The organism is Bacillus sp. F19 (assembly GCA_023823795.1).
In the GTDB taxonomy this organism is placed as follows: domain Bacteria; phylum Bacillota; class Bacilli; order Bacillales; family Bacillaceae; genus Bacillus_P.
This window is the reverse complement of record CP085710.1, coordinates 3,198,975-3,222,366: the sequence shown is the minus strand read 5'-3', so window position 1 is coordinate 3,222,366 and position 23,392 is coordinate 3,198,975. Positions and strand designations below refer to the sequence as shown.

The window sequence follows — 23,392 nt, the reverse complement described above, 5'->3', positions numbered from 1 at the left end:
CGGACGACGATTCCGTCACACAAATCATGAATATTTGTTGTGAAAATATATGTTCCATTACATGGGTTTTGATGAGTAAAATTGCCTTTGTATCTGATCGTGACGGAAACTATCAGCTTTACGTGATGGATGCGGATGGGACCAATCAGACCCGTCTCACTAATAATTCAGCGAATGACATTCAACCTTCCTGGTCTCCGTTTTAAGCATTTTATGAAATGTCTTTGTTGAACTACCGGGTATCAATAGTAATGGAACCTCATCTATTTTAAAATTGTTCTTGATTGTATTGGGACGATCAACACCAATGAACTACCGATAATCCCTAGTTATGGTAACAAAACGAGGTTGAGTACCTTTTGGACGTCCAAGAGGTACTTGTCACTTTAGGAGTTATTTTGCACATCCTTCTCATGTGAAGATGCTGGGTTTCTTGATTATCTACATCAATCATTTTTAGAACATTTCGGATCTTACCAGTAAAAAAGCGACTGCTCTTTGTTCTACAATCGCGCCCTATTATTAAATAAGCAAAGAACTTCCATTAACCGGTATTGTGATAGTATAGCTCACTTGTAAATATAGCACTTATTATTGTTCCTGCTCTGTGTTTAGCAATCGACAACGACGGGCCATCGTAACCGCCAGGAAAATCCCTCGGCGCTTAGGTGAGAGCGTCGAGGGATTTATGCTAGTTGGCGTTAATGAAATGATTGTAATTCTGAAACAGCTTATCCAGCGTAAAATTGAAATTGTTCATCTTCTGATCGTGGTGAGCCAGACGGTGTAAAAAGAGAGCGATTCCAGCCGAGCCAGTCGCATAATCTGTTGAAATTCGACTGAGCTGCTCACCTGGAAACGCGATGCCCATTGGTTTTTCTATCGTAAACAACATCACGCCGTTAGCTGCACGGTACGCCTCTTGCAGATATTGCGGATCATCTGTAAACTGATAGAAATCTAGCAGAAAGTTGCCTAGTCCAGATAGTCCTACGAATAACGAAGGGAAGCTGGTATATTTTTTGCAGGTATCTTTAGCGAGTTTTTCTAGCACATCCATATATGCTGTTTTTTTGGTGTATGCCCAATAACGAAGAAGCACAGTCGCAACGCCAGCCGATCCGTCGTACCAATAATGGGACAGAACACCTTCTGGGTTAAAGGCTTGCCCTCTAGGAACACTAACATGTCCGGGCTCGTTCTCTTTGAGACGTGCTAGGTCGAACGCCAGTGCCGATTCTCCAACCTCCAAGTATTTACCTTCTCCTGTTACCATACTTAAATAAAGCAGGTAAAGCGCAACTCCGCTTGAGCCTCGGGTTAGACCGTTCCAAGCAACCCCGTCATAATCCAGCCAATAGCTTCCGTCAGAATTATCCTGCTTCGTTTGGATAATATGATCTCCAACTTCAATCGCAACATTTAACCAGCGTTTATCTTTGGTTGCGAGATACAAGTTAAGGCAGGATAACCCAAAGCCGGAACAACCCGAGTAGAGGCTAGCCGAAGTCCATAGCAACGGATGCTCATAAGCCTTCTGTATCATATGCAAAGCAACTTCATGTAAACCCAACTCCTGCATGACCCAAGAAATCCCGGAAAATCCTGTGTACAATCCAGGGGGACAATTATCGGTTGTTGCTGAGCATGACAGCATCCAATGAATAGTTGTTTTCGGCACAGAACCTGTCAGTTTATGTAGAGCATAGGCTACACCAGAAGCGCCATAAGCGATGTTAAGCGGGTGGTAACGAAATACTCTAGGGTCCGCAGGGTATAAGCGATCACTTCTGAAATAGTCTGCACTATGTATAATATACTGAGCTGCCTTTCCAACCTTATTCAGCAATTCTTCTTTTGGATAAATAACGGTCGGAGGCACTGGTTCAATCTCAATTTGGATCGCTTTAATACGATTAACTACCTGCTCGGCTGTAGGTCTTTTAGTTGCTTCGTGGCTCAGGCATTGTTTAATCAGTTGGAGCATCGCTTCCGGTAAACCGACATCAGCTCCGAGCGACTGGATAAATAAATCGGTTTTCGATGGATCCAGTTCTAAAAGCCTATTAATTGGAAGCAGTGTAGCCAGCATAATGGATCCAAGCGAGTAGATATCGTCTTCAAACCCAGGGTCTTGCCCTGAAGTAGGACTATTGAAGCCAGGGGTAATCAGCTTAGATGGCGTATCTATCCCTTTGCGATAACCTGCTTCGAAATCAATTAATTTAACTGCGTAGTCGTTATTAGCCTGTACAATCACATTTGTTAAAGATAGATCACAATAAACTAGGTTTTTGGCGTGACATGCAGCAAGACAACATGCAATATTGGCCCAGATTTTAAATAGCTTCTCTAGGTACGCTTTCCTCACATCATCTGAAGGCGAACGATATTTCCAAGGAATATGAGTGACTATAAATTTGTTAAGCATCATACCTTCGATAAACTCCTCGACGAGAAAAGTATGCTCCCAGTCTTGAAATAAATCGATAGGTTTAGGCGTAACTCCACTGTTTGCAAGCAATTTTAAGATGTCGAATTCCTTCGCCAGTCGACTTGTTGCATCCGTTCCATCTGCGTTGACTTGGGTAAACGGTCTTGCTTCTTTAATGACAACTTTTGTGTCGTTTGTTAAATCCGTTGCCAGATACACACCTCCGATCATCGAAAAATTCAAGGAGTTATCCACTCGGTATCTCCCATTATTGAGCAATAACTCCTCTCCGCCTTCTTCTATATCCTGAGGAAAAGGATCATCTACCCACGAAGGAGGAGTAAAGTAAGGCATTCTTAGATCGGGATGATGTTCTCCGTCTGGCGAGAGGAGATAGTATCTTTTGTCACCTTCAGGTGTTAATAGATTGTAGCCACGGATGCCTCCGTACCGGTAATAAACCGTATGCGAATCTTTATACCTTTTATCTGATAGAATATGGGGGCCTTGATAATCTTTTAGAGACAAGTAAAGCTGCTCAATCACCTCTCTAAATTGCATCATGTCGGCAGGGTAAATGGTAATAAATTTTCCTCCCGCCTCCCGCGACCACATCTTACCTCCCGATAATGTCACTAATTGGGTATCCATTAGAAATTTAAATTCAATCTGATGCTGAATACAAATAGAAGCAACCTTGCGAAGGACGTCTTGGCAATGCTGCGGAATAGACGAAATATGTATTTTCCAGCCTTGAAGAGGCATCTTATTGTCAGTCATAAAAACGTTGAACCATACGTTTGTACGTCGTGTTGTCCAATTGGCGGGAAGAATCGGACGCACAATCTTGAGCAAATCTTCATCAGGCAAGTAACGATCGAATGATTCGTACCACTCCGATGGGATGATACGCATTGCGTTTTCATTCATATGTCTGAACCTCCTTAAAACTCTTCCTTACGTCACGTCAATACGGATTCCAGTAAAGGATACAAGCAGAAAGGGCTTAGGCTCCTTTCTGCTTATTTCATTACGTATGTGCTTTTAAATCATTCAGGCCTGTTACAGCTATGGCTGGTGCAGGAAGTACAGCTTTGGGGGTGGGGGTGTTCTGCCACATCACCTCTACCTTTTTCATCTGCAAAATTGATTTTTTGGAGATTAAGAATTCTATTCAAGATCGTCACCCCCTTTCGTTGAAAAAAGACCTTTAACTAACCACGCCTTGTACGAGTTACAGTATTTACATTTCAAAAGAAAATCATACAATCGCGATATCTTCATAAGTCCAGATGAGATGATGTCGGGTCCATTGTGGAGTATGTGTCAATCGATGTATAAAGGGAGGATTGGGCGACTGCCTGTACAGTATCGCAAAAAGGAATATCGCCTTTCTAAGGGTGATGCTCCGTTTCATGTTAGGTGTCGGTGATGCTTACATACATACGATTCGTTATTCATGCCAAATCGAGCGATTTTACACATAAATTTGTGAAATAGCGGAACGTTATAGAGGGTGTTTGAAAACAACGTCACATACTAGTTCAGCAAGTTTTAATATTTCTCCTCTCCATGTTCGCCTTTTGTTTTGATTAGTTGGATACCCTCGAAAACTGTATCTTCTGTTAAAACCTCTATATTTTGAAAACCAGAGTTTCTCACTTCTTTGGCACCATCGAGACCTATTAATATGCTATCAGTAGAACTTTGTTAAATCACAACAGATTTAAGCATATAAAACGCTTGATAAACCAAGCGTTTTTTTCGATCCTTATTAAAAAAACGACGACCACATCTTACCTCCCGATAATGTCACTAATCGGGTATCCAGTAGAAATTTAAACGCAACCTGATGCTGAATACAAATAGAAGCAACCTTGCGAAGGACGTCTTGGCAATGCTGCGGAATAAACGAAATATGTATTTTCCAGCCTTGAAGAGGCACCTTATTGTTTGTCATAAAAACGTTGAACCATACGTTTATTGCGTTTTCATTCATATGTCTGAACCTCCTTAGAACTCCTCCGTAACGTCAATACGGATTCCAGTAAAGGATACAAGCAGAAAGGGCTTAGGCTCCTTTCTGCTTACTTCATTACGTATGTGCTTTTAAATCATTCAGGCTTTTTGTTACAGCTATAGCTGTCACAGGAAGTACAGCTGACCGGTTTATTATCGCCTCTTTCATCTGCAAAATTGATTTTTTGGAGATTAAGAATTCTATTCAAGATTGTCACCCTCTTTCATTGAAATAGATCTTTAACAAAGTAAGCCTCGTACCAGTTACAGTATTTACATTTCGAATGAAGATCATACAATCGCGATATCTTCATAAGTCCAGATGAGATGATGTCGGGTCCATTACGGAGCATGTGTTAAAACGATGTAAAAAAGGAGAATCTAGCGACTACCTGTACAATATCGCCTTTCTAAGGGTGATGCTCCGTTTTATGTTAGGTGTCGGTGATGCTTACAGACATACGATTCGTTATTCATGCCAAGTCGAGCGATTTTTCACATAATTTTTGAAATAACGGAACGTTATAGAGGGTGTTTGAAAACAACGCCACATACTAGTCCAGCAAGTTTTAGTATTTCTCCTCATTCCATGTCCGCCTTTTGTTTTAATTAGGCCTGGTGACAGGGTTGCTGCTATGAACCGCAAAGTAACCCTGTCACCAAGCCTATTAGCTAAACCTAAGAAAAAGAGAATTACTGACGTTGAAATAACGAAAATGATTTCACTGTTTGAACAGGGTTTTAGAAAGACAAAGATTGCTAATTCATTTGGTGTTTCTCGACAAACAGTTACCAACCATCTAAATAAGGCAGGGTTTAAGTAATCAAACTTATTCCTTGTCTTCTTTTTTTTGTGCCTGAAAAGATCCCGAAAAACTAGCGGAAAAATTTTTTAGGGCTATTTGAGATTAGCAAAACCTGCTGCTAAAATGACACTTCACAACTTTACCGTGCTAAAGGATAATTTAGCAGCACGATTGGTACCCTACTTATTCCAGGGCAAGTTTTTTACAGCCTTCAATACTGATGGGTAGCACTTCGGGCAAAACCTTTCTCTGTCATCACCTTTGAGTTCTAGTGGTAATGGCTTCAAATCATCTGATTTCTGCCAACAATAAGTGCATTTGTTCTCCATTACATCACCTTCCAAGAAAGCCAGATTGAATGTTGGTATTCAAAATGGACGAATAAACTAACACCCCTTAACACTGCATCGAATACATTAGAACAAGCCATGTAACTGATGCATAGAAGGCTACCTATCTCTATGCATACAAGGTTACCTCCAATCTTCATTTCTTCAACAAACAAGCAACCTTGAGGACGAGAATGTTGGTTGCTTGTTTGTTAACTCGTCTGAATCACCTCTAGTTTAATTTAACAGCATAACTACTCATAAAGGCTTGGTGACAGGGTTACTTTGCGGTTCATAGCAGCAACCCTGTCACCAAGCCTTAAAAGTGGCTCTTTTTTTATGATTTCATAGTTGGCAAAATTACCAACTATGAAAAATCTTCAAACTATTGATATATAAGGTTTTTTTGAACATCACAAAGCTTGTTCCTCTCACTCTTATATTAAATAGCAATTCGCCCTAGTTTTTGCAATCCTAATTTTATGTATTTTTCGTTATTAGCCATTAAGGCTAAAAGGTTGCCATCAGGCAACCAAACTGCGACTATAGGATACGAGAGTGAGGAGAGAATATTGAAAACGTTCGAAGTAAACTATTCTGTATGGAAAGAGAATAAACCAGTTCATGGGTCTGTGATTATACAATCTGTTGAAGATGAAAAAGAAATTGTAAAACAAGCTAAATTAGATGTATCTACAAAAGAAAGAGTATTTATTCAGGATGTAAAGATCCTAATGCATACCCTATACAAATCTAGTTAACATAATAGAACTTATCGGCATTAAAAAAGGATCTTTGATTAAAGATCCTTTTTTAATGTGTCTATAAAGATTATTTAAACTTTTCCACACTTTGAACATTTACCCCTGGTTTGCTTTTGATATTTCAAAGTAGCTCCAGTAATCGCTATACCCAGCAACAACCATCCTCCATATACCATAGATACTAGCAAACCTGTGTCATCGAAATTCATTGGCCCATCGGCAAGACCTAATACCTCCATAAGAGATCCCAATATTGCCAAAAATCCCATTGAAACTGTCATGGATGCAGCAACCCAACCTCCGGTGATTAGAATGAATCGAGGAACTTTTTTCCCAGAAATAAATGGTACCCAGCTAGGAAAAATACGCCCCCATTTTTGTACAAGAGCAAGACAAAGTAGTGCACAAACGCCAAATACTATTATTTCTCCATAAGCAGAATGTTGATTGAAATTTTGGCCACCTCCTAGGGTTCCACCGAAGGACCAATAAAGTTTTAATAAAGGATATGGAAAAGTTAGTATAAATGCAGCATAGCCGAACCATTTATGGTCAGGTTGGATTTTCACCGAAGGACCTTGACCACATACAATACATGCCCCTCGGGATATACGTTGAAAAGAGATGGTCGCTGTAGCAAGCAGTATGGCAGCTATGAGACTAATCGTTCTGGTTGCGAACCCTGGCCAATCTACGACAGGTGGCAAGCCTGGTATTCCAAGTACAGCAGCTGTTCGCAAAGTGTCAAACACAATACCACCTGAAGACCAGACTAATAAAAAACAAGTTCCCCTTTTGTTTACAGGCTTACCTGCATTTACATGATGGAGGAAGCTCTTGTACCGTCTCCGTCCCCCAGTAAATACTTCTTTTATAAGCCTGTCACGAACGTCCTGTTCTAACTCTCCATTACGGTACAGGTAATCATAAAAAGCTGTAACTACTGTAACCGTAAACAATTAGCAAGACCTATGGACTTTGATTATTTAGATCTAATAGGAAATAGATTTTCCTATTTAAGAAAGTACACACCTGCCTTACTAAGATCCCGGGGGCTTATCAGGAACAAGATAAGCTTCTTTTTTATGAAATTAATGATTGAGTTAACTGCTTGAATTTGAAACGTGGTTATAAAACATAAAGTGAAGGAACCTGATGGGGTAAATGTTATTAGTTTCTTGTTCAACAATCGGGTGTTTAGGTTAATTATTTAGAGTCGATTTTCAAATTTGAAGATCGGCTTTTTTCATTTTGATAGACAACTAATGTCATAACTTATAAATAAATCCTCCTTTTTTGTTCAGGGAAATTCGCCTCATCTATTATAGATCGAGCTTAGGTCGAAAGAACTCTTTCTTTGTTGAAGGAACAGACAACCGACAAAAATTAACTAAAAATGTCGAATTATGTCTATAGAAGTGATCACACTCTGCTTTTTGAAAGGAGGTGAAATCATGCACATCCGACATTTTATTCTGATGGGTTTATTTTTAGGGGCAGCCGCTTTCCTGCCAAATAATGCATTTGCAGAGAAAAACAGAGCAGCCGATCAAACGGAACCTCAAAACTCTGCAGTACATACTCACGTTTTAGATAATATCGAAAAACCAAAGGCTTCGGAAAAAGCAGTTTCCGTTACACCAAAAAACGAAAGTAAAAGTCAAGGTGGAATGGTTCAAAAACCAGTGACGAATCCTGGTACCCATCAAACCGTACCAGTAAAGCCTGTTTCAAAGTCACCAAACAAGACCAATAGGCGTGTTGAAAAGGTAGTGCCTCCGTCTTTAGATAAGAATGTAAACGCTAGTGAATCTGCAGAAACGGCTGCAAAGGTGAAAGATACAGGAAAAACAGGAAGAGCGATGCCAATGGCTGTCACGAACAAGCTTCCGGTGGTCCCTAAGTCACCTGAGTCACTCTCCTCAAACCAATCAAAGTCTGAGGCATCAGAAACCAACATCCAGCCTCCAAGTTTAAATGCTAAGTCAGAAGCTTTTATAGAAGATACTGGATCCACCGTCTCAATAAAGACGAGTGGTTCTCTTAAAGGGTCGCAGAAACCGTTAAAAGACCGAGAAAACAAGACGCCACCTGAAAATAGGAATCACCCTGGGGATATTGAGATCATGAATAATCCTCCACAACGCATGCAAACGTCTGGAGGAGAGTCACATGAGCCGTTCAGGCCGGGTGCAAGCACGATAAGCTTTGATGCACATTGGTTTGACTGGGATTTAGGTTTGACCCTTGGCAATATCTATCATTCCCGCGAGGTTCAGTACTGTTCTCAATGGATGAATGCTCCACCTTCACCACCGCCAAAAGTAGCTCCTTTTTCTTAACGTTTACTACGTATTTAGCTACATGTAACGATAATGAAGAGGAGCAAAATTGGAATGAAAAAATACCTTAACACAAAAAAACTTGTAAAATCTTTTATAGTCACTACAGTAATGTCATTTGGATTGATGTCAGGAGGCCATCTCACTGCAGCGGCTGGACCTGATAAAGCAAAAGGGGAACCTGTTAAAGCTGTACAAGCAAACAGTTCCGAAACTGCCAGCAAAAAAGCAACTTCAGTAGACCCTGCAAATCCTGAGGTTCCTGCACAGCCTAAAGCAGAAGTGAAAACGAAGAATCAAGATAAGGTAGAAAATAAAAAGGTAGAATCACAGGCAAGTGAGCATGCCAGTGAAAAATCAGCTCCTGTAGATTCTGCAAGACCTGAGGTCCCTGCACACTCTAAAGCAGAAGGAAAAGCAGAGAATCAACATAAGGTAGAAAATAAAAAGGGAAAATCGCAGGCAAGTGAGCATGCCAGTGAAACAGCGACCATGCATGCAGCCCAAAAATCAGCCATTTTTTCCAATGACCCACTGGAAGATTCGAATGAACCGGATGTTATGACGGAGTATGCATTCGGATCGGATTCCGCTACATCAGCGAATCCTGAAGGTGAAGATTTTTATATTGGGAAATTAGGTTATGGCAGCAAGGTGCAATTTGACGCAAGCACTGGCGGTGGAATTTATTTTAGTAGTGTAAGAGCAGAGGATGCCAGCTACCTTTACGGTTATTGGTTTTTATCCGGGATGCAAATGGCGCCAGAAGGAATTTCTCCAACTATATGGGGGGAACAACAGGCGAAATTAGCACTGGAAACCTACGAAGTTATGAAAAGTGTCTATGGTTCGAAAGTCAGACCGGTTATCTTTATTGATGTAGAACCCGCATTAACGGGGATGAATGAATATGACTATGCAAATAATCAATCGATTTATAACGCATTTGTTGAATATCTAAATCAACATGGAGAAGGTGTACAACCTGGTACCTATTCGTCTCCATGGAGCTGGGAAATCACAATGGGGACCTTCTCACCAAGCACTCCGGGTGCGTATTGGGTTGCTTATTACCCAGTTGACATCCCTTCAGATTTGACAACGAGCAATTCAGATTGGCTGGATTTCCCAGGTACTGACGAACAGGCAGAAATCTGGCAGTACTATGGCGGATACGATGACTATAATGTAGCTTGGCAACTTCCGTAACGACATATTAGGGGGAGCAGGGAAATTTAGAGTTTAATAGATTTTTTATCGATACGTTCTTTCCCTCAGTCTCCCATGCATTCTGGACTATAGTATAAGAAAAAAAACCTGTGGTGGGATGGCGGCAGAATAAAACATGCTGTCGCCAATATCATCGGTATAAATCATTTATTGTAAAACAATATCCTGCAGTTATAATCTTTTAAATTTACACCTTGGCAGGGTAAGGTGTCGCAAGTCCTTTGCAGATCATTTGGTACAAAAACGTATAGAATGCGAATAAATGTACTTAAACAAACAGACACGTTAGCTTAATAACATATTGTTTTTAAGATCTTAACAATAGGGCGAGATTATGGAAGATTGTTTCTGAAAAGAAGACGCTTTCTTGAAATAAAGAAAGCGTCTTTTATTTGCGTAAAGAGATAATAATAACTTTTATGTTGTATAAATCATCTTCTACTTATGAAGTATTCTTCAATTAAAGGGCCAATATTCTTGAATAAGAGAAGGAATTATTAGAAAGTGAATTGAAGCTCTAAGTTATTTAATTAACGGGATAATTTAACAAGAAATAATAAATTAAGCTAGTGAATAAGCTGCTAATAAAAAGGTCATTTTCATATAAAAGATTCATACTTAAAAGGTTGAACGAAATAAATTGAAGAATTAATATAACAACCATTTTGTTAGGAGGAAAGGTATGAAGGACTTATCAGGGAAAGTTATTCTCATTACAGGAGCAAGTTCAGGTATTGGACTTGCCACAGCTGAATTAGTGACATCTAAAGGAGCAAAGGTAATTATCAATTATCATTCAAACGAGAAAGGTGCTATGGAGGCTGTCAAACGTATTCAAGAAAAAGGCGAAAATGCTATTGCCATTCAAGCTGATGTGATGAAAAAAGAAGAAGTGAACTCAATGGTTGAAGCAGCTCTTTCTTCATTTGGTACGGTTGATGTGTTGGTTAATAATGCTGGCGGTGGTATCCGGCAAAGCACATTTATGGATATGAGTGAAGAGCTATGGGAAGATACGTTTAGATTAAATGTTAATAGTGTTCTTTTATGCTCGCAAGCCGATTAAGACATATGATTCCAAAGAAAAACGGTAAAATCATTAATGTATCTTCGGCTGCTGCTCGTATTGGAGGGGCTGGAGAAAGCATTCACTATGCATCGACTAAAGGAGCAGTAAATACAATGACGATTGGTATGTCCAGAGAGTTAATTGAAAATGGAATTATCGTGAATGCATCGCTATCAAGCTAAGCTCATGTAACGTCAATGATAAGCAAGATTGTTTCTTTTTTTCGAAAGTCTATATGTAGATGCTTTAAAGATTTGCATACGAAATAAACCCTAACGGGTTTCCTTTTTTGAATTAAGCCGCTTGATTATCAGACATGGTACAATTGTAAACGACACCTAATATATCAAAGACTGTTTTCTTCTCATATCGATGAGATTTTCGCCCGTTTTGCTGTAGGAGGTTGAACAGGCGAAGTAGAACCTTTGATAGCTCTTGGGTGTCTTTCTGTATAGCTTGGAAAAGAAGAAGAAAATAATCTTTAATCATATATATGGCCTTATACTCACTCAGTTCTCGTTTCTTTTTCATAAGAAGTAATTGCCGCATTTGAAACATGATAGAAGAACAGAGTAGAATGGCAATCAATTGTCCATACAAATGGCACTCCCATCTTTCTGGTTTTATCTTTTTACACTGATGAATTTGAAAGAATGATTTCCACGTTTTAAATAAAATTTCGATTTGCCAACGTAATCCTTGTATTAGATGGTGAGAGAAATCTTGTAGTTAAGGATTCAAATAAGAATGCTGCTATGCTTGTTAAACTATCCGGTGACTTTATCATTCATTCTGAATTTGATCATCCTCAATCGATTCTAGAAGTACTGAGGACATTAAATGATTATTCGAGCATCAAAATCGTTAAAAAGAACCAAAGATTAATAAGTAAAAAAAATAACGATATGACAATACGAGAATTGAAAGAGATTATTGCTGATAAAGACGAAAGTTTAACAATCAGGAATGCCAACCGTACCGAAACAGGTTTTATTACAGGCCGTCTCCGTCCAGTAAAGAATATTGCGTGGCAGCAATGGATAGATGAAGATACAGAAGAAGTTGATGAATTTTATATAATCATTTAGAGTTAATTCTATGTTATAAATTAAGGTGCTAGCTATGAGCCGTGTTTAAACAAAGCTAAATTCTCAATAAATTAGTATATAAAATCCAACTCGAATTTGAGGAAGTCTAATGATCAATAACACATTTTTAAATATGATAGAAAAAGAACTTATTCATAAAGTTATTCTAATAAGCAAAAGCCCATATGATCCAATTGTTGCTAAAAATATCCCTAAGGATTGGAAATGCTTAGGGACAGGGAATTATGCTGCTGTATTTTCGCATAAATCTAATCCTAATGCAGTTGTCAAAGTATATGGGAGAAGTTTTGAAGCTTTAGAAAAAGAAGTGAATGTATATACCCAATTAGGCATACATCCAGCGTTTTCAAACTTACTATATAAGGGACAAAATTATCTGATTTTAAAAAGATTAGACGGAATTACACTGTATGATGCAATCGCAAAAGGAATTAAAATACCAGAGAGTGTCATTGTAGATATCGATCAAGCTCTTACTTTTGCTCGAAGCCAAGGTTTAAATCCATATGATGTTCACGGTAAAAACGTAATGATGAAGGATGGCAGGGGGTATGTTGTGGATATATCTGACTTCTATAAAGAGGGTCAAGATGAAAAATGGGATGATTTAGTAAAGGCGTACTATAAGATCTATAAAAAAACGTTGTATAAGATTCCGGTGAAAATACCTTATAAATTTTTAGACTTCGTTAGATATTCATATAGGACGTTTAAAAAAATCAAATGGAAAGTAGAATTATAAAAAATAATGATGAATATTTGGGAGTTTAAAAGTATTACACTTTCAATTTAAAATCATCTATCGTTAAATTATAGAAAGAACCTGGGATTTTTCCTAGGTTCTTTTTGTAGCAAGTAGTGAAATGCATTTAAAAAACTCAAATACAGCTCCTTCTGGATAAAGGACAGTATATTCGTTTTCTCTCTCAAACTCTTCATCGCTACCTTCGTCCTCAATATTTGCCGGACGCCAAGCGATTGTCACATTGTTTTCACTTTATTTTCTGATCCGTACCATACTTTTATTTCTTCAATTTCCACATTTACATGTGGATAATCCTGTGTGCAAATTAACACTTAAAACACACGCAATAACAGAATAAAAGTTTTATAAAAATAAAAATCCGCATCTGGAACAAATGTATTTCTTTAGATGTAAAAAACCCCCACCAATAATAGGTGAGGATGGCAATAAAAATTTGCCGAAAAATGACTTACTTTAATATAACATATTTCACAGTAACGCAACAACGTAATAAAGTTATTCGAAAAAGGATGAGCAATTTATCTTTAATACATATTATAGGAAAGTTTAAAGATCCACTTCTAGGGGTCCCGGTAGTAAAACGCGGAAAACATACGCTAAGCAATTTTCGACATATAAAAGTGACGTTTATTGTACTCTAAGACCATCATTGATGTAACTAAACTTAACTTCGAACTATTTACTGAACATAGATAAGGGGATAAATTATTGGACATTTACACAAGAGATAAACCTTTATAAATCCTTTATCAATAAGATGTTAAGAATCTTAGGTCTTCTGAGCAAAATCTTAGCGTATATTTTCCGCGAAAAGATACTTGGACCCCTATTTAAAGTATTCGAAGAAGAAAAATTGAGTGAAAAGCTATTTTGAATACTTAATATCTTAATTCAGTAAACAATGTATTTAACATATACAGTTCAAAATCCTGTGGCAGATCTTCTTCTGGATTGCGGTATCGTTCCGAACCGGATACCCATATTTCTTTGCATCGCAAGTTTTATGTAAGACTTGAAAAGTGCTAATCTCATAATTAATACGATTAATCCCCTCTTCACTTGAAGTGTCCTGTTCCAATGACTAGGTGTCTCCAACTAGGGCGGAAAACACCATCTATTGGGATCTGTTCAAAATTATCACTCAGTTTAACCTCCAGACTCAGTCTACGGTTTTCGTATTAAAAGAATAAAAGGAAAAAAATGTTTTCAAAGAACGTTCACTTACTGGACTTTAGATTTTCAAACTATACTGATGGTAGGGATGCTAAAGTATTCCACTACTACCCATTGCGATTAATAGGTATGGGTAAATCATCAATAGGGGGGACTTAGTAGAATAAGCGGTACTCTCATCTGAATAAGTGTTGTTATGTTCATTTTAAATGTCGAAAAGAAAGGCAGACGCATGATAAAAAAGCGTTTAATGGAAGATCTTCAACGTCCATTCAAAGCCAATTCAATAAAGGAGATGAATCACGATGAATTTTGAATCAAAGTTGGTGGAACTGAACCGACAAATTAAAGGTTCAATTGTATTCCCAACAGACCCTGATTTTGAAAAGACAAGAAAGGTTTGGAATATGGCAGCAGAGACCACGCCATCTGTCATTGTAAAGGTTAAACAGGCTCAAGACATTGTAAAAGTTCTTGATTTTTCCAAGAAACACCAGCTTTCTATAGCGATACGAAGTGGCTGGCATAATTGTTTTGTTGGATATCACACAGCAAATCGTTCAATATTGATTGATTTGTCTGACATGAACCATATTGATGTAAATCACCAATTAAGGATTGCTCATATAGGCCCAGGTAATACTTGGGGCGATGTAAGCGAGGTGCTTCATCCCCACAAACTGGCGATTCCCGCTGGTGACACGGCTTCAGTCGGTGTAGGAGGGCTTGCACAAGGGAGTGGTATTGGATTTTTATCACGCAAGTATGGACTTACCATTGATGCTTTGCGCTCAGTTGAGATGGTCACATCTGATGGGGTGATTCGCCGTGCAAGCAGAGAGGAGAATCCAGACTTGTTTTGGGGTGTACGCGGAGGAGCTGGTAATTTCGGTATCATCACTGATTTTGAATTCAATCTCTTTGAAGTAGGAGAAGTACTCGGAGGTAATATATATTATGAAGGGGTAAAAACGCAAGATTTGATGAAAATAGTGAATCTTGCCTACGAGGCACCCGATGAACTTACTGTGATTATTAATTTGATGTCCGCATCTTCGGTCCCGTTTCTATCATCCCAATATCATCATAAGCCTGTGATATCCGCATCATTTTGTTACACTGGCAATATAGAGAAAGGTAAAGCAGTCATAGCTCCCTTTCGGGAAATTGGGAACATCATTTCAGATCAAGTTAAACCGCAACCATACAAAGATTTACTGATGGTTCTGCCTGAAGATGTTAAATTAGGATTCTATGCTCGAAATATGTATATTACAACGTTGGACGAGCAAGAAGCAAAGGCTTTTGCACATGAAATCAATCAGGATCCATCTTCTAATCTAAATATTGAATTACGCGTCCTTGGAGGGGCCATCAGTCGCGTACCAGAAAATAATACAGCATTTTCTCACCGGAATAAACCCTACATGGTAAACATGCAACACAGGTTTTACTCAAGTGAAGATGCAGATAAAAATCACGCTTATAATGAGAGTGTTTGGAAAAAATTAGAACCATATGCAGTAGGAGCCGATGTCAATTTTATTGGTATTGGTGATAAAGATAGATTGAAAGATGTTTATTCAGAAGAACACCTTAGTCATTTAATAGAATTAAAGAAACATTATGATCCTGAAAACATTTTTCATAATAATTTGAACTTGGTATCATATGCTGAAAATTAAGATAACTAAAAATATTAAATTAGGGAGAGATACTCATGACCATAAATAACGTCATCAAGAAGAACATGAATCACAACAACAAGCTTAGTTAATACTTATGACTTCTGCTGGTACATAGTTACCGCGGGAGTCTTTTTTTAAAAGTCAGAAAGCTATCCAATAATATATAATATCCCTACTTCTTTCTTTACTGTGTTAGATATAGATGAACACAGCCAAAAAAAGACCCACGAAAGGTCTTATTATAACTTCATTTTATATTGATTTATTTATTTGCAAGTATATTTTCAATTCTGTCAATGACATACGAAAGTTCCACAGTATACGTATCCTCTATTGTAGCGTTATATTTTAACTCTTCTAAAAACTCTTCAAGTGCTTTATTCAATTCTATAAACCTCCCTATTAAATTTTCTTAATATTAATTCTACCCTTTTCATCTCCTTATGATACCTATAGCAACATGGTATTCTTAAAGGAAATGGAACTTGCGAATCTTAATAACAGATATCTATGTTGATAGGGATTATGCACTTTCTGAAAAGATGGAAGTAATGCTTGTGATGGACTCTCCGTAAAGTCTTTGTTCCAGAAAATTAGTCGCTGCAAGTAAGGTTATACAATCTTTGAAATCATCTTCATCCTTACTTAATTTCCATTTTTCTGCAACTATTTCATATTGCATTCTAAGTGTGCTAAGACTTAATTCTAATTCTTTCAATCCAAACATCCCTTCTTTTCATTGATTTGGACATAGCTATTCATTTAATGCTTTCATAACCATGATCTAAGAGACTAAGCTTTTTTATCACTTAATACCTCATCCCAGATCTCACTTATTTTTGTAGTATGGAACTTTCTAAAAAACGTTGAAAGGGATATGGTTGATAAATTTTTTAATTCATTAAATGAAACTCGCCCATGTTTTTTATAAATTGTCTTTAATTCACGTTCACAGTCTTCTTTTGTAATAATTGGTTTTGCACGTTTTGTTTCCACTTGAAATCCACATGCTGGGGTCCCGGTAGCAAAACGCGGAAAACATACGCTAAGCAAAATTCGACATGAAAAAAGCCGATTTTCCTACTCTAAGGAAGTTCGGCCTTTTTATTATATGGTTAATGGTTTTAATGCTTTTATATTTGTCGTCTTGCTAAAATCGAAGGAGTATTCACCAAGAAAATTGATATGTTCCCAGCCTAAGGGGGATATGTGCTGCATTAACTCTTCCTTATATAACCCTTTTTCCTTTAATACTGTAGTTGCTTCTGTTAAATATACTGTGTTCCAAACATTAATAGCATTTATTAAGATATTAAGGGCACGTACTTTTGGTAGCTCAATCAGAAATTAATGAAAAAACCGATATTGAAATAATCTTTACAGAGATAAAGACGGGAAGAAAAGTAACTAGTATTGAATTTCTGATTAACGGTAAAGTGTTAAAAAGGCTGAAGGAACTTGGAGATCAAGTGGATTTAAAAGGTAAAAGTGAAAATGAATCCATTAGAGGTCTTCCCAAAGCAAATCCTATATTACAAGAAACCAGTGGGTTGAGAGAACAACTAATTGTACTTGGGGTAGGAGAAGATAAATTAGAATGGATCTTAAATGAGTTCTCGCAGGATCAAATAGAGCGTAATGTAAACTATGTCAAAGAGCGTCTTAAAACGTCACAAATCACTCATACAGGTTCATACACTGTAAAAGCAATACAAAAGGATTATGGAAATGCCATTGAAAATAATCTGATATCAAAGCAAAGAACAACCAAGAAACCAATACGTGTTGAAAAAATTCCTGATTGGATGGAAATAGATCAAGTTGAAAAAGAAATAATGGAGAATGGATCTACTGAAAAAAAACAACAGCTTTATTTTGAAAAAAGAGGAAGCCAAGAGGAATTTGAGGATTTTTTACTAAAAACCAAAGAGTTAAAAATTAAATTATATAATCGTGATGAAAATAAAAAATCCCCTGAAGAACTAGAAGAAAGTATTAAGAAGTCAATTATCGAGGCAATAAAAAACGATATCAAAAAAAGGCAAGAAGTTGGGTTGAAACCTCAGCTTATCAGTGACTTTAAAAACTTAGAATTACAAGATATTTATCAGAATTTACTTTTAGAACAGTTATCTCTGAGCTTATAAATAAGACCCCCTATGGGATTTATTACAGATATACATAATGCCGTCGAAGCCATTGTGGTCATAACGAGATAATCCACCTGAACTAACTTCTGTCAAAAGTTAGACAGGTGGTTTTTTAATTGCTTATAAAAGGATTGGAGGAACATGTAACTGAATAACGTGGGTGTGGGAACGCTAAACTTTTACTTTGACTTACTTAACTCACTGCTCTTCAATATGCCTCTAAATGTATTTCATTTAGTCACTTAAAGCGTTGACAATGTTAGCTAGAATGGAATAGATATTTTAATCGGCAATTAGTTTTGCTGAAGCAAGGGAGGAAGAAAATGAAAACCTATAACTACAAAGGAGTTTTCGAAGAACCTGTTACTTTGTATCGACTTGGAAAATTCAGCTTGCCGTTTGGTGTACCCCTTGCAAGAGTAGTCATTGCGCTTCTCATCTTAGCGATCATGTTTAGATACCGAACCTTTTTCAATGGGATAGGTTCCTTGATACCAGGCTTAACGGTTTTCCTGTACATCGGCATTCCGTTTGCGGTCTCAGGTCTTCTGTATAAGTTAAGGAAGGATGGAAAGAAGATTCATAACTATTTGTGGGATTTAGGAGTTTACTTGATTACAATAAAATTCCCTAAAAAGCGGTATTGCAATGACGAAGTAGTTCTTTACTCCAACGAAACCGTTCAATTAGAGCCCGTGTATTACGAAATGACCCAAGAAGAAGAGTACATGGTTGAACATCCTAAATTAATTCTTGGACTATAAGAAAGGAGAGAGAGATGAAACGATCTATCATCATTGGCTATGCGGTTTGTATTCTTCTAATCGGGTATCTTTTTTTCCATATAGGTCAATTAAAAGAGGAGTTATCCGTTGCCCGATCGATTATAAAAGTGAAGGAGTCCAAGGCTTAGAGGAAAAAAGAGGAACATCACGTAGCCAGTTTAAAGGTAGACCTAACAAATATTATGAAAGTGAGGCAGAAAAAATAAATCGATTAGAAGCAGAAAATGCCTTTCTAAAAAAGCTCTTAGCTGCGAAAAGGGGGATGTTAAAAGAAAAGAAAAATCGTTAGTATATAAAATAATCCATGAACTTAAAAAACAATTTAGTATCATCACCTTATGTAAAATAGCAGGTGTTTCAAAGAGTGGTTATTATAAATGGTTTAAACGCCAAAATAACCCTTCAAAAAAAGAGCTGGAAGATCAATCAATTGTAACAAAAATTATTAAATGCCAACAAGATCCTGATATTAATTGGAGTTATGGTTATCCAAGAATCAAAACTTGGTTAAAAAAGACCTACAGTCTAAGAGTTAATCATAAAAGAATTTATCGTTTAATGAAGAGATATGGAATTCAAGCAAAGATACGAAAAAAGAAGTGGAGGCACTTTGGACGTAAAGAAAAATGTGTCGTCTCTGATAACTATTTAAACAGAGAATTTTCAGCTACACGCCCAAATGAAAAATGGGTGACAGATATAACCTGTCTCAAATTTAATGGAAAGAAAATCTATTTATCTACAATATTGGACCTTTACAATAATGAGGTTGTTTCGTATAAGATAAGTGAAAGAAATGATCTTAAACTAGTAACTGACACTTTAAAATCAGCCATAAAAAAAAGAGATGTCAAAGGACTCCTATTGCATAGCGATCAAGGATTTCAGTACACCTCAATAAGATATAACCAACTATTAAAAAGAAGCAATATAAACGTAAGTATGTCCCGAAAGGGAAATTGTTTTGATAATGCTTGTATAGAGAGTTTTTTTAGCCACTTTAAAACAGAATGTTTTTACCGTTCTCGATTCAAGACTTCAAAAGAAGTAACAACAGCAGTAAGAAAATATATCAAGTTTTATAATAATAAACGTTTTCAAAAGAAATTAAACAACCTCAGCCCTACTGAATTTAGGGCTACGGCTGCTTAATTAGTGTACCCTTTTATTCATTGTCTACTTGACGGGGGTAAGACCAGTCGAAGATCCTTTTATACTGCTTATTGCGCTCTTTCTTAAGGTAAGAGCCTTATTATTCCTTATAATTCAACTTTGCTGTTAAAAAGTAATGGTCCAATTCCAAGTTTGAGTTGCTGCGCTAAGGTTTACGATAGTGAACTTATATGTACCAGTCGATGTTACTGTTTTTTGACACCCTATGCTAGCTGCGCTACCTTTAATAGAACTTAGAATTGTATTACTGCTATTCATTATTTTATGTTCTCTTAGTTCCGCAGGGCCGGTTGATCCTGTGTGCACTGTTGTACCTTGAGAAGCATATTTACTCCATGAAGTGTAAGAACCATTATCAAGTGTTACAGATTTGCTATCTGTTGCATATGGCATAAAGATAGGTGAAGTCTCAACTAATTTACCCTTCACAATTTTATAAACATGATCGTCTACAAAAATGATAATGTCTTCTTTTTTGGGGTCATTTTTATTAACAAGTACATCTAACTCATATGAATCTGGCACAATACTAGTATCTATGGAAATTAAATCATCATCTAAAGTGTTAGTAGACTTTGAAGCTTCAGCAGATATAGTAGGACAAGCCAACGAAATAAATAATATTGTAATACTCACTAAATAATAAAATAGATTCTTTATGATAAATCTCCCCTAATGCTTGATTATTTTTCCATTTTTAACGTCGACATTATCTGCCATCGTTCCTAAAATACTAATTGAAAATTGAGAATCCACTGGAGATGTATATGTAACTTTTAATTCATTGTCAATAGATTTTGAATTAATCTTTTCTATCTCATAATTTGACTCAGTATCTGGAATGAAGTCTTTAATGATTCCTACACCCATATGGTTTATAGAATCATTAGATTGTAATTGAAATGTAAGAGTTATTTTCTCTGATTTTTTTAAATCGATAGGTCCAAATATCATACATTCAGCATTCTCTAATTCAAAATCTGGAAGTTTAAATTCACTAGCTTCACTAAGATCTATTGGACTATAATTAATTTTTTCAAAATCATTTAGCTTAATTTTCTCTTCACCATTTAAAGACTCACTTTTTTCAGATTCCTTTATAGATGCACTTTTCTCTGATGATTTAATATTTGAAAAGTCCGAACATCCTGCTAATACACTAATACTAAAAAAATAAAGAACTATTATTCTTTTAAACATATATGATTTTAACCTCCTTTCCGAATATTTCCTATGGTGGATTATTACTAGATATATAATTCCACAAATTACCTCTAATACCTCCATCTTATTCCAATTATTTCAAAAGCAATTATTGTTTTCTTACCCTTTAGTTCAACAAAACGTCAAAGTATCACATGAATACTTTATACAGATCTAGTTAACATAATTAACTTTATAGGCAATAAAAAAGGATCTTCCAAATTTGGAGATCCTTTTTTGCTTCTTGTTGAACTAAAGCGGAGATAGAAAAAATTCTTGTGGTACAATTTAAGATGTAAATATTTCCATAGAGGGGAATGGTAAAAATGAGAAGGTTTATAGTTTTGAGTACTCTAGTGTTAGTACTTTTAGCTGGTTGTTCAGCTGACGAGACTTTAACTAAGGATGAACAGGTTAAAAATATTGTAGATAATTATTTGGAGGCCATAGAAACAAAAAATATTGCAGCAGCTATAAATTATGCTGATGATTTAAGGTTTCCGGATAAAGAAAATCAAAAGGAACAATATTCAATCCTTTTTTCTAAACAACATATTACTGATACTAAAATAATAAACCTTAAAAAAATAAGTGAAACTGAGTTTGAAGCAACTATCGAACTTGTTGAAAATGGGAATTTAGCTACATATACATTACCGATAAAACAAAAAGAAAAAGAATGGAAACTTATTGTTGGACAAGATTCGTATCACATTGAAAGGTTAGAAGAAACAGATATAGAACTTGCAAAAGAACAAAGAGAAAAAGTTTTAAAAGATATGAAGGAGCACCCTGAATTAGTTCAATTTGCTGAACCTGAAATCGAGTCACCATAAGCGATGTTATAGGTATAAAAAAAGAACTTTCAAATCGAAGATCCTTTTTTCACAAAATTTATTTATCTTTCTGTGCTTGATGTTGGTCAAGATTTTCTTCTTTTTCGTTATGTTTATCCTTTTGTGAATAAGGCATTGGTTCTGGTAATGGTGGTTGATCTTTTGGCAAAGGTAAAGGTTCGATTGCTATTGGTTTTCCATCAGGTAGGCCTAGTGACAGGGTTGCTGTCATAGACCGCAAAGTAGTTTGTTACAGAAATACCAAAGAAGCAATTTGCAGATCGATTAACTAATGATGGTTACTAAAAACCACTGTTTTTGTAACTACTTTGTCCATTTAGCAGTTGAATGATTGCTATTGGATTCTATAATTACCAAAAGATATGTCCAAAAGTATTACCAAATACTTTTACCACAACTTTAGAGTGCTTTTGGCTACTTCAAGCCTTTTAGGTTCGATCAAATGAAAGGAAGGAACAACAAATATGGATACTCATAGAATATTTGATACTTTTGAACAGGACGAGCTCGAAGAAATCTCCCTGTTTTATCAAAAGCTAGGAATTGACAGGAGTAATCCACCAGATTATCTATTGAAAAAAATGAATGATTGGCCTAAATTTGAGTCATTCTGTTGTACAAAGACTGAAGTAGAAAAATTGGTTAACCCTCAACAAATCTTTAGTACATTTCACTCTAAATACTCAGAGTATTCAGTTATATAAGCTTTTGAAAGGTCTAATCAACCTGAGTGCTGTAGGACGTTTCTAGAGAATCCTGAGTACTTTTTTAAATATATGACAAGTACTCCAGAGCAACGTAGAGAGATGAACGGAGATGGTCTAGGAAGCAATACAATTACCCTCAGTGAATATAAAGATAAATTTTATATTTTTGACGGGAACCATCGTATACTATTTGCAAAGGTCGCTGGAATTCCACTTGTTTATGCTTTAGTAACAGTCAATACCCCTGATCCTAAAAGAACTAATTTGTTTAGAAAAGCAAAAGAAATGGGAATAATTTTAGAAAATTATGGGTTAGATTCTGAATCTGCTAAGGCATACTATGCAGATGAATTGGACGATAATCCATATTGTAAACCATTTAAAACGTTTGAAAACTTACAGGAGGTAGAAGTGTTTCTGCTAGAGGCACAAAAGATGCTAGCAAGGGTTCAAGTGAATGAATCTAGTGAATCCAAATTTAAACGAATAATTAATTGGATTTTCTCCAGATAAAAGTGCTCTTGGCTACTTTACTTTGCGGTCTACAGCAAGAACCCTGTCATCAAGCCTACAATACGGCTAGTTCTTTAATGGTCATTTCTTTCGTCATAATTTTATGAATGATTTCACTTACTAGCATACGTAAAAGCCACCTACTTTCATTTTACTTTTACGTTCATATATTCATGCTAGTTTATTAAATGTCCTGCATGAAAGCCTTGTTTTTAATTAACATAAGCGATGTTATAAGAAGCAAAGGGATTGATCAACAGTATCTACTCATGAAC

22 protein-coding genes and 4 pseudogenes are annotated in these 23,392 nt (G+C 36.4%); 14 read left to right on the top strand and 12 right to left on the bottom strand.

What is annotated here, in order from left to right; all coding sequences use genetic code 11:
* Positions 1 to 691 precede the first annotated feature (691 nt).
* The 4 genes and pseudogenes from lanKC to LIT25_16325 form a co-directional block, all read right to left on the bottom strand.
* Positions 692 to 3,364 (bottom strand): class III lanthionine synthetase LanKC, encoded by a 2,673-nt coding sequence (gene lanKC / locus LIT25_16340; GenBank protein ID USK32170.1) that lies wholly within the window; start codon positions 3,362 to 3,364, stop codon positions 692 to 694.
* Between the two features lie 586 nt (positions 3,365 to 3,950).
* Positions 3,951 to 4,105 (bottom strand): annotated as a pseudogene (locus LIT25_16335) (MBL fold metallo-hydrolase).
* 103 nt (positions 4,106 to 4,208) lie between these two features.
* Positions 4,209 to 4,433 (bottom strand): hypothetical protein, encoded by a 225-nt coding sequence (locus LIT25_16330; GenBank protein ID USK32169.1) that lies wholly within the window; start codon positions 4,431 to 4,433, stop codon positions 4,209 to 4,211.
* A gap of 545 nt (positions 4,434 to 4,978) precedes the next feature.
* Positions 4,979 to 5,066: pseudogene (locus tag LIT25_16325) on the bottom strand (MBL fold metallo-hydrolase).
* A 22-nt stretch (positions 5,067 to 5,088) separates the two neighbouring features.
* Here LIT25_16325 and LIT25_16320 point away from each other — a divergent pair.
* Positions 5,089 to 5,277, top strand: coding sequence for a helix-turn-helix domain-containing protein (locus LIT25_16320; protein ID USK32168.1), 189 nt, complete (start codon positions 5,089 to 5,091; stop codon positions 5,275 to 5,277).
* Positions 5,278 to 6,160: 883 nt separating this feature from the next.
* Complete coding sequence (locus LIT25_16315; GenBank protein USK32167.1) at positions 6,161 to 6,349, top strand: hypothetical protein; 189 nt, start codon at positions 6,161 to 6,163, stop codon at positions 6,347 to 6,349.
* Positions 6,350 to 6,423: 74 nt separating this feature from the next.
* Here the strand turns inward: LIT25_16315 and LIT25_16310 are convergent, their stop codons facing one another.
* Positions 6,424 to 6,921 carry a hypothetical protein gene (locus LIT25_16310; protein ID USK32166.1) on the bottom strand — a complete coding sequence of 166 codons (498 nt, stop codon included), beginning with the start codon at positions 6,919 to 6,921 and terminating at the stop codon, positions 6,424 to 6,426.
* Between the two features lie 85 nt (positions 6,922 to 7,006).
* On the opposite strand from LIT25_16310, the gene LIT25_16305 reads away from it, so the two are divergent.
* The 4 genes and pseudogenes from LIT25_16305 (at position 7,007) to LIT25_16290 (ending at position 11,175) form a co-directional block, all read left to right on the top strand.
* Positions 7,007 to 7,177: a hypothetical protein gene (locus tag LIT25_16305; GenBank protein ID USK32165.1), complete on the top strand. Its 171-nt coding sequence runs from the start codon at positions 7,007 to 7,009 to the stop codon at positions 7,175 to 7,177.
* A gap of 629 nt (positions 7,178 to 7,806) precedes the next feature.
* Positions 7,807 to 8,694, top strand: coding sequence for a hypothetical protein (locus tag LIT25_16300; protein USK32164.1), 888 nt, complete (start codon positions 7,807 to 7,809; stop codon positions 8,692 to 8,694).
* Between the two features lie 54 nt (positions 8,695 to 8,748).
* A complete protein-coding gene (locus LIT25_16295; GenBank protein USK32163.1) occupies positions 8,749 to 9,903 on the top strand; it encodes a hypothetical protein in 1,155 nt (384 codons plus the stop codon).
* Between the two features lie 703 nt (positions 9,904 to 10,606).
* Positions 10,607 to 11,175 (top strand): annotated as a pseudogene (locus LIT25_16290) (SDR family NAD(P)-dependent oxidoreductase).
* A gap of 112 nt (positions 11,176 to 11,287) precedes the next feature.
* Here the strand turns inward: LIT25_16290 and LIT25_16285 are convergent.
* Positions 11,288 to 11,689: pseudogene (locus LIT25_16285) on the bottom strand (transposase).
* 59 nt (positions 11,690 to 11,748) lie between these two features.
* On the opposite strand from LIT25_16285, the gene LIT25_16280 reads away from it, so the two are divergent.
* The 3 genes from LIT25_16280 to LIT25_16270 all read left to right on the top strand — a co-directional run bounded on the left by LIT25_16280 (position 11,749) and on the right by LIT25_16270 (position 15,726).
* Positions 11,749 to 12,081, top strand: coding sequence for a hypothetical protein (locus LIT25_16280; protein ID USK32162.1), 333 nt, complete (start codon positions 11,749 to 11,751; stop codon positions 12,079 to 12,081).
* A 109-nt stretch (positions 12,082 to 12,190) separates the two neighbouring features.
* Complete coding sequence (locus LIT25_16275) at positions 12,191 to 12,844, top strand: serine/threonine protein kinase (GenBank protein ID USK32161.1); 654 nt, start codon at positions 12,191 to 12,193, stop codon at positions 12,842 to 12,844.
* A 1,502-nt stretch (positions 12,845 to 14,346) separates the two neighbouring features.
* Complete coding sequence (locus tag LIT25_16270; protein USK32160.1) at positions 14,347 to 15,726, top strand: FAD-binding oxidoreductase; 1,380 nt, start codon at positions 14,347 to 14,349, stop codon at positions 15,724 to 15,726.
* 526 nt (positions 15,727 to 16,252) lie between these two features.
* Here the strand turns inward: LIT25_16270 and LIT25_16265 are convergent.
* From LIT25_16265 to LIT25_16255, 3 genes are all read right to left on the bottom strand, one after another.
* On the bottom strand, positions 16,253 to 16,447 hold the full coding sequence (locus tag LIT25_16265) for a hypothetical protein (protein USK32159.1): 195 nt from the start codon (positions 16,445 to 16,447) through the stop codon (positions 16,253 to 16,255).
* Positions 16,448 to 16,521: 74 nt separating this feature from the next.
* Positions 16,522 to 16,725, bottom strand: a complete 204-nt coding sequence (locus LIT25_16260; GenBank protein USK32158.1) for a hypothetical protein — start codon at positions 16,723 to 16,725, stop codon at positions 16,522 to 16,524.
* Between the two features lie 111 nt (positions 16,726 to 16,836).
* Positions 16,837 to 17,040 carry a Tn3 family transposase gene (locus LIT25_16255; GenBank protein USK36310.1) on the bottom strand — a complete coding sequence of 68 codons (204 nt, stop codon included), beginning with the start codon at positions 17,038 to 17,040 and terminating at the stop codon, positions 16,837 to 16,839.
* A 17-nt stretch (positions 17,041 to 17,057) separates the two neighbouring features.
* Here LIT25_16255 and LIT25_16250 point away from each other — a divergent pair, with 17 nt between their 5' ends.
* From LIT25_16250 to LIT25_16240, 3 genes are all read left to right on the top strand, one after another.
* Positions 17,058 to 17,876, top strand: a complete 819-nt coding sequence (locus tag LIT25_16250) for a replication initiation protein (GenBank protein ID USK32157.1) — start codon at positions 17,058 to 17,060, stop codon at positions 17,874 to 17,876.
* A 326-nt stretch (positions 17,877 to 18,202) separates the two neighbouring features.
* Positions 18,203 to 18,643 (top strand): conjugal transfer protein, encoded by a 441-nt coding sequence (locus LIT25_16245; protein USK32156.1) that lies wholly within the window; start codon positions 18,203 to 18,205, stop codon positions 18,641 to 18,643.
* 231 nt (positions 18,644 to 18,874) lie between these two features.
* Positions 18,875 to 19,816: an IS3 family transposase gene (locus LIT25_16240; protein USK36309.1), complete on the top strand. Its 942-nt coding sequence runs from the start codon at positions 18,875 to 18,877 to the stop codon at positions 19,814 to 19,816.
* Positions 19,817 to 19,942: 126 nt separating this feature from the next.
* Here the strand turns inward: LIT25_16240 and LIT25_16235 are convergent, their stop codons facing one another.
* Entirely contained in the window at positions 19,943 to 20,473 is a 531-nt protein-coding gene (locus tag LIT25_16235; protein ID USK32155.1) for a hypothetical protein, read from the bottom strand.
* 36 nt (positions 20,474 to 20,509) lie between these two features.
* Complete coding sequence (locus tag LIT25_16230; protein ID USK32154.1) at positions 20,510 to 21,037, bottom strand: hypothetical protein; 528 nt, start codon at positions 21,035 to 21,037, stop codon at positions 20,510 to 20,512.
* 329 nt (positions 21,038 to 21,366) lie between these two features.
* Here LIT25_16230 and LIT25_16225 point away from each other — a divergent pair, with 329 nt between their 5' ends.
* Positions 21,367 to 21,876: a hypothetical protein gene (locus LIT25_16225; protein ID USK32153.1), complete on the top strand. Its 510-nt coding sequence runs from the start codon at positions 21,367 to 21,369 to the stop codon at positions 21,874 to 21,876.
* A 58-nt stretch (positions 21,877 to 21,934) separates the two neighbouring features.
* Here the strand turns inward: LIT25_16225 and LIT25_16220 are convergent, their stop codons facing one another.
* Positions 21,935 to 22,108, bottom strand: coding sequence for a hypothetical protein (locus tag LIT25_16220; GenBank protein USK32152.1), 174 nt, complete (start codon positions 22,106 to 22,108; stop codon positions 21,935 to 21,937).
* Between the two features lie 595 nt (positions 22,109 to 22,703).
* Here LIT25_16220 and LIT25_16215 point away from each other — a divergent pair.
* Positions 22,704 to 23,117, top strand: coding sequence for a hypothetical protein (locus LIT25_16215; GenBank protein USK32151.1), 414 nt, complete (start codon positions 22,704 to 22,706; stop codon positions 23,115 to 23,117).
* The last annotated feature ends 275 nt before the right edge of the window (positions 23,118 to 23,392 follow it).

What these genes read in the sequence shown, in the direction of transcription:
- lanKC (USK32170.1), bottom strand. Translation starts at nt 3,364, where the DNA reads ATGAATGAAAACGCAATGCGTATCATCCCATCGGAGTGGTACGAATCA.
- LIT25_16330 (USK32169.1), bottom strand. Translation starts at nt 4,433, where the DNA reads ATGAATGAAAACGCAATAAACGTATGGTTCAACGTTTTTATGACAAAC.
- LIT25_16320 (USK32168.1), top strand. Translation starts at nt 5,089, where the DNA reads ATGAACCGCAAAGTAACCCTGTCACCAAGCCTATTAGCTAAACCTAAG.
- LIT25_16305 (USK32165.1), top strand. Translation starts at nt 7,007, where the DNA reads ATGAGACTAATCGTTCTGGTTGCGAACCCTGGCCAATCTACGACAGGT.
- LIT25_16300 (USK32164.1), top strand. Translation starts at nt 7,807, where the DNA reads ATGCACATCCGACATTTTATTCTGATGGGTTTATTTTTAGGGGCAGCC.
- LIT25_16295 (USK32163.1), top strand. Translation starts at nt 8,749, where the DNA reads ATGAAAAAATACCTTAACACAAAAAAACTTGTAAAATCTTTTATAGTC.
- LIT25_16280 (USK32162.1), top strand. Translation starts at nt 11,749, where the DNA reads ATGCTTGTTAAACTATCCGGTGACTTTATCATTCATTCTGAATTTGAT.
- LIT25_16275 (USK32161.1), top strand. Translation starts at nt 12,191, where the DNA reads ATGATCAATAACACATTTTTAAATATGATAGAAAAAGAACTTATTCAT.
- LIT25_16270 (USK32160.1), top strand. Translation starts at nt 14,347, where the DNA reads ATGAATTTTGAATCAAAGTTGGTGGAACTGAACCGACAAATTAAAGGT.
- LIT25_16245 (USK32156.1), top strand. Translation starts at nt 18,203, where the DNA reads ATGAAAACCTATAACTACAAAGGAGTTTTCGAAGAACCTGTTACTTTG.
- LIT25_16230 (USK32154.1), bottom strand. Translation starts at nt 21,037, where the DNA reads ATGTTTAAAAGAATAATAGTTCTTTATTTTTTTAGTATTAGTGTATTA.
- LIT25_16225 (USK32153.1), top strand. Translation starts at nt 21,367, where the DNA reads ATGAGAAGGTTTATAGTTTTGAGTACTCTAGTGTTAGTACTTTTAGCT.
- LIT25_16220 (USK32152.1), bottom strand. Translation starts at nt 22,108, where the DNA reads ATGACAGCAACCCTGTCACTAGGCCTACCTGATGGAAAACCAATAGCA.
- LIT25_16215 (USK32151.1), top strand. Translation starts at nt 22,704, where the DNA reads ATGAACGGAGATGGTCTAGGAAGCAATACAATTACCCTCAGTGAATAT.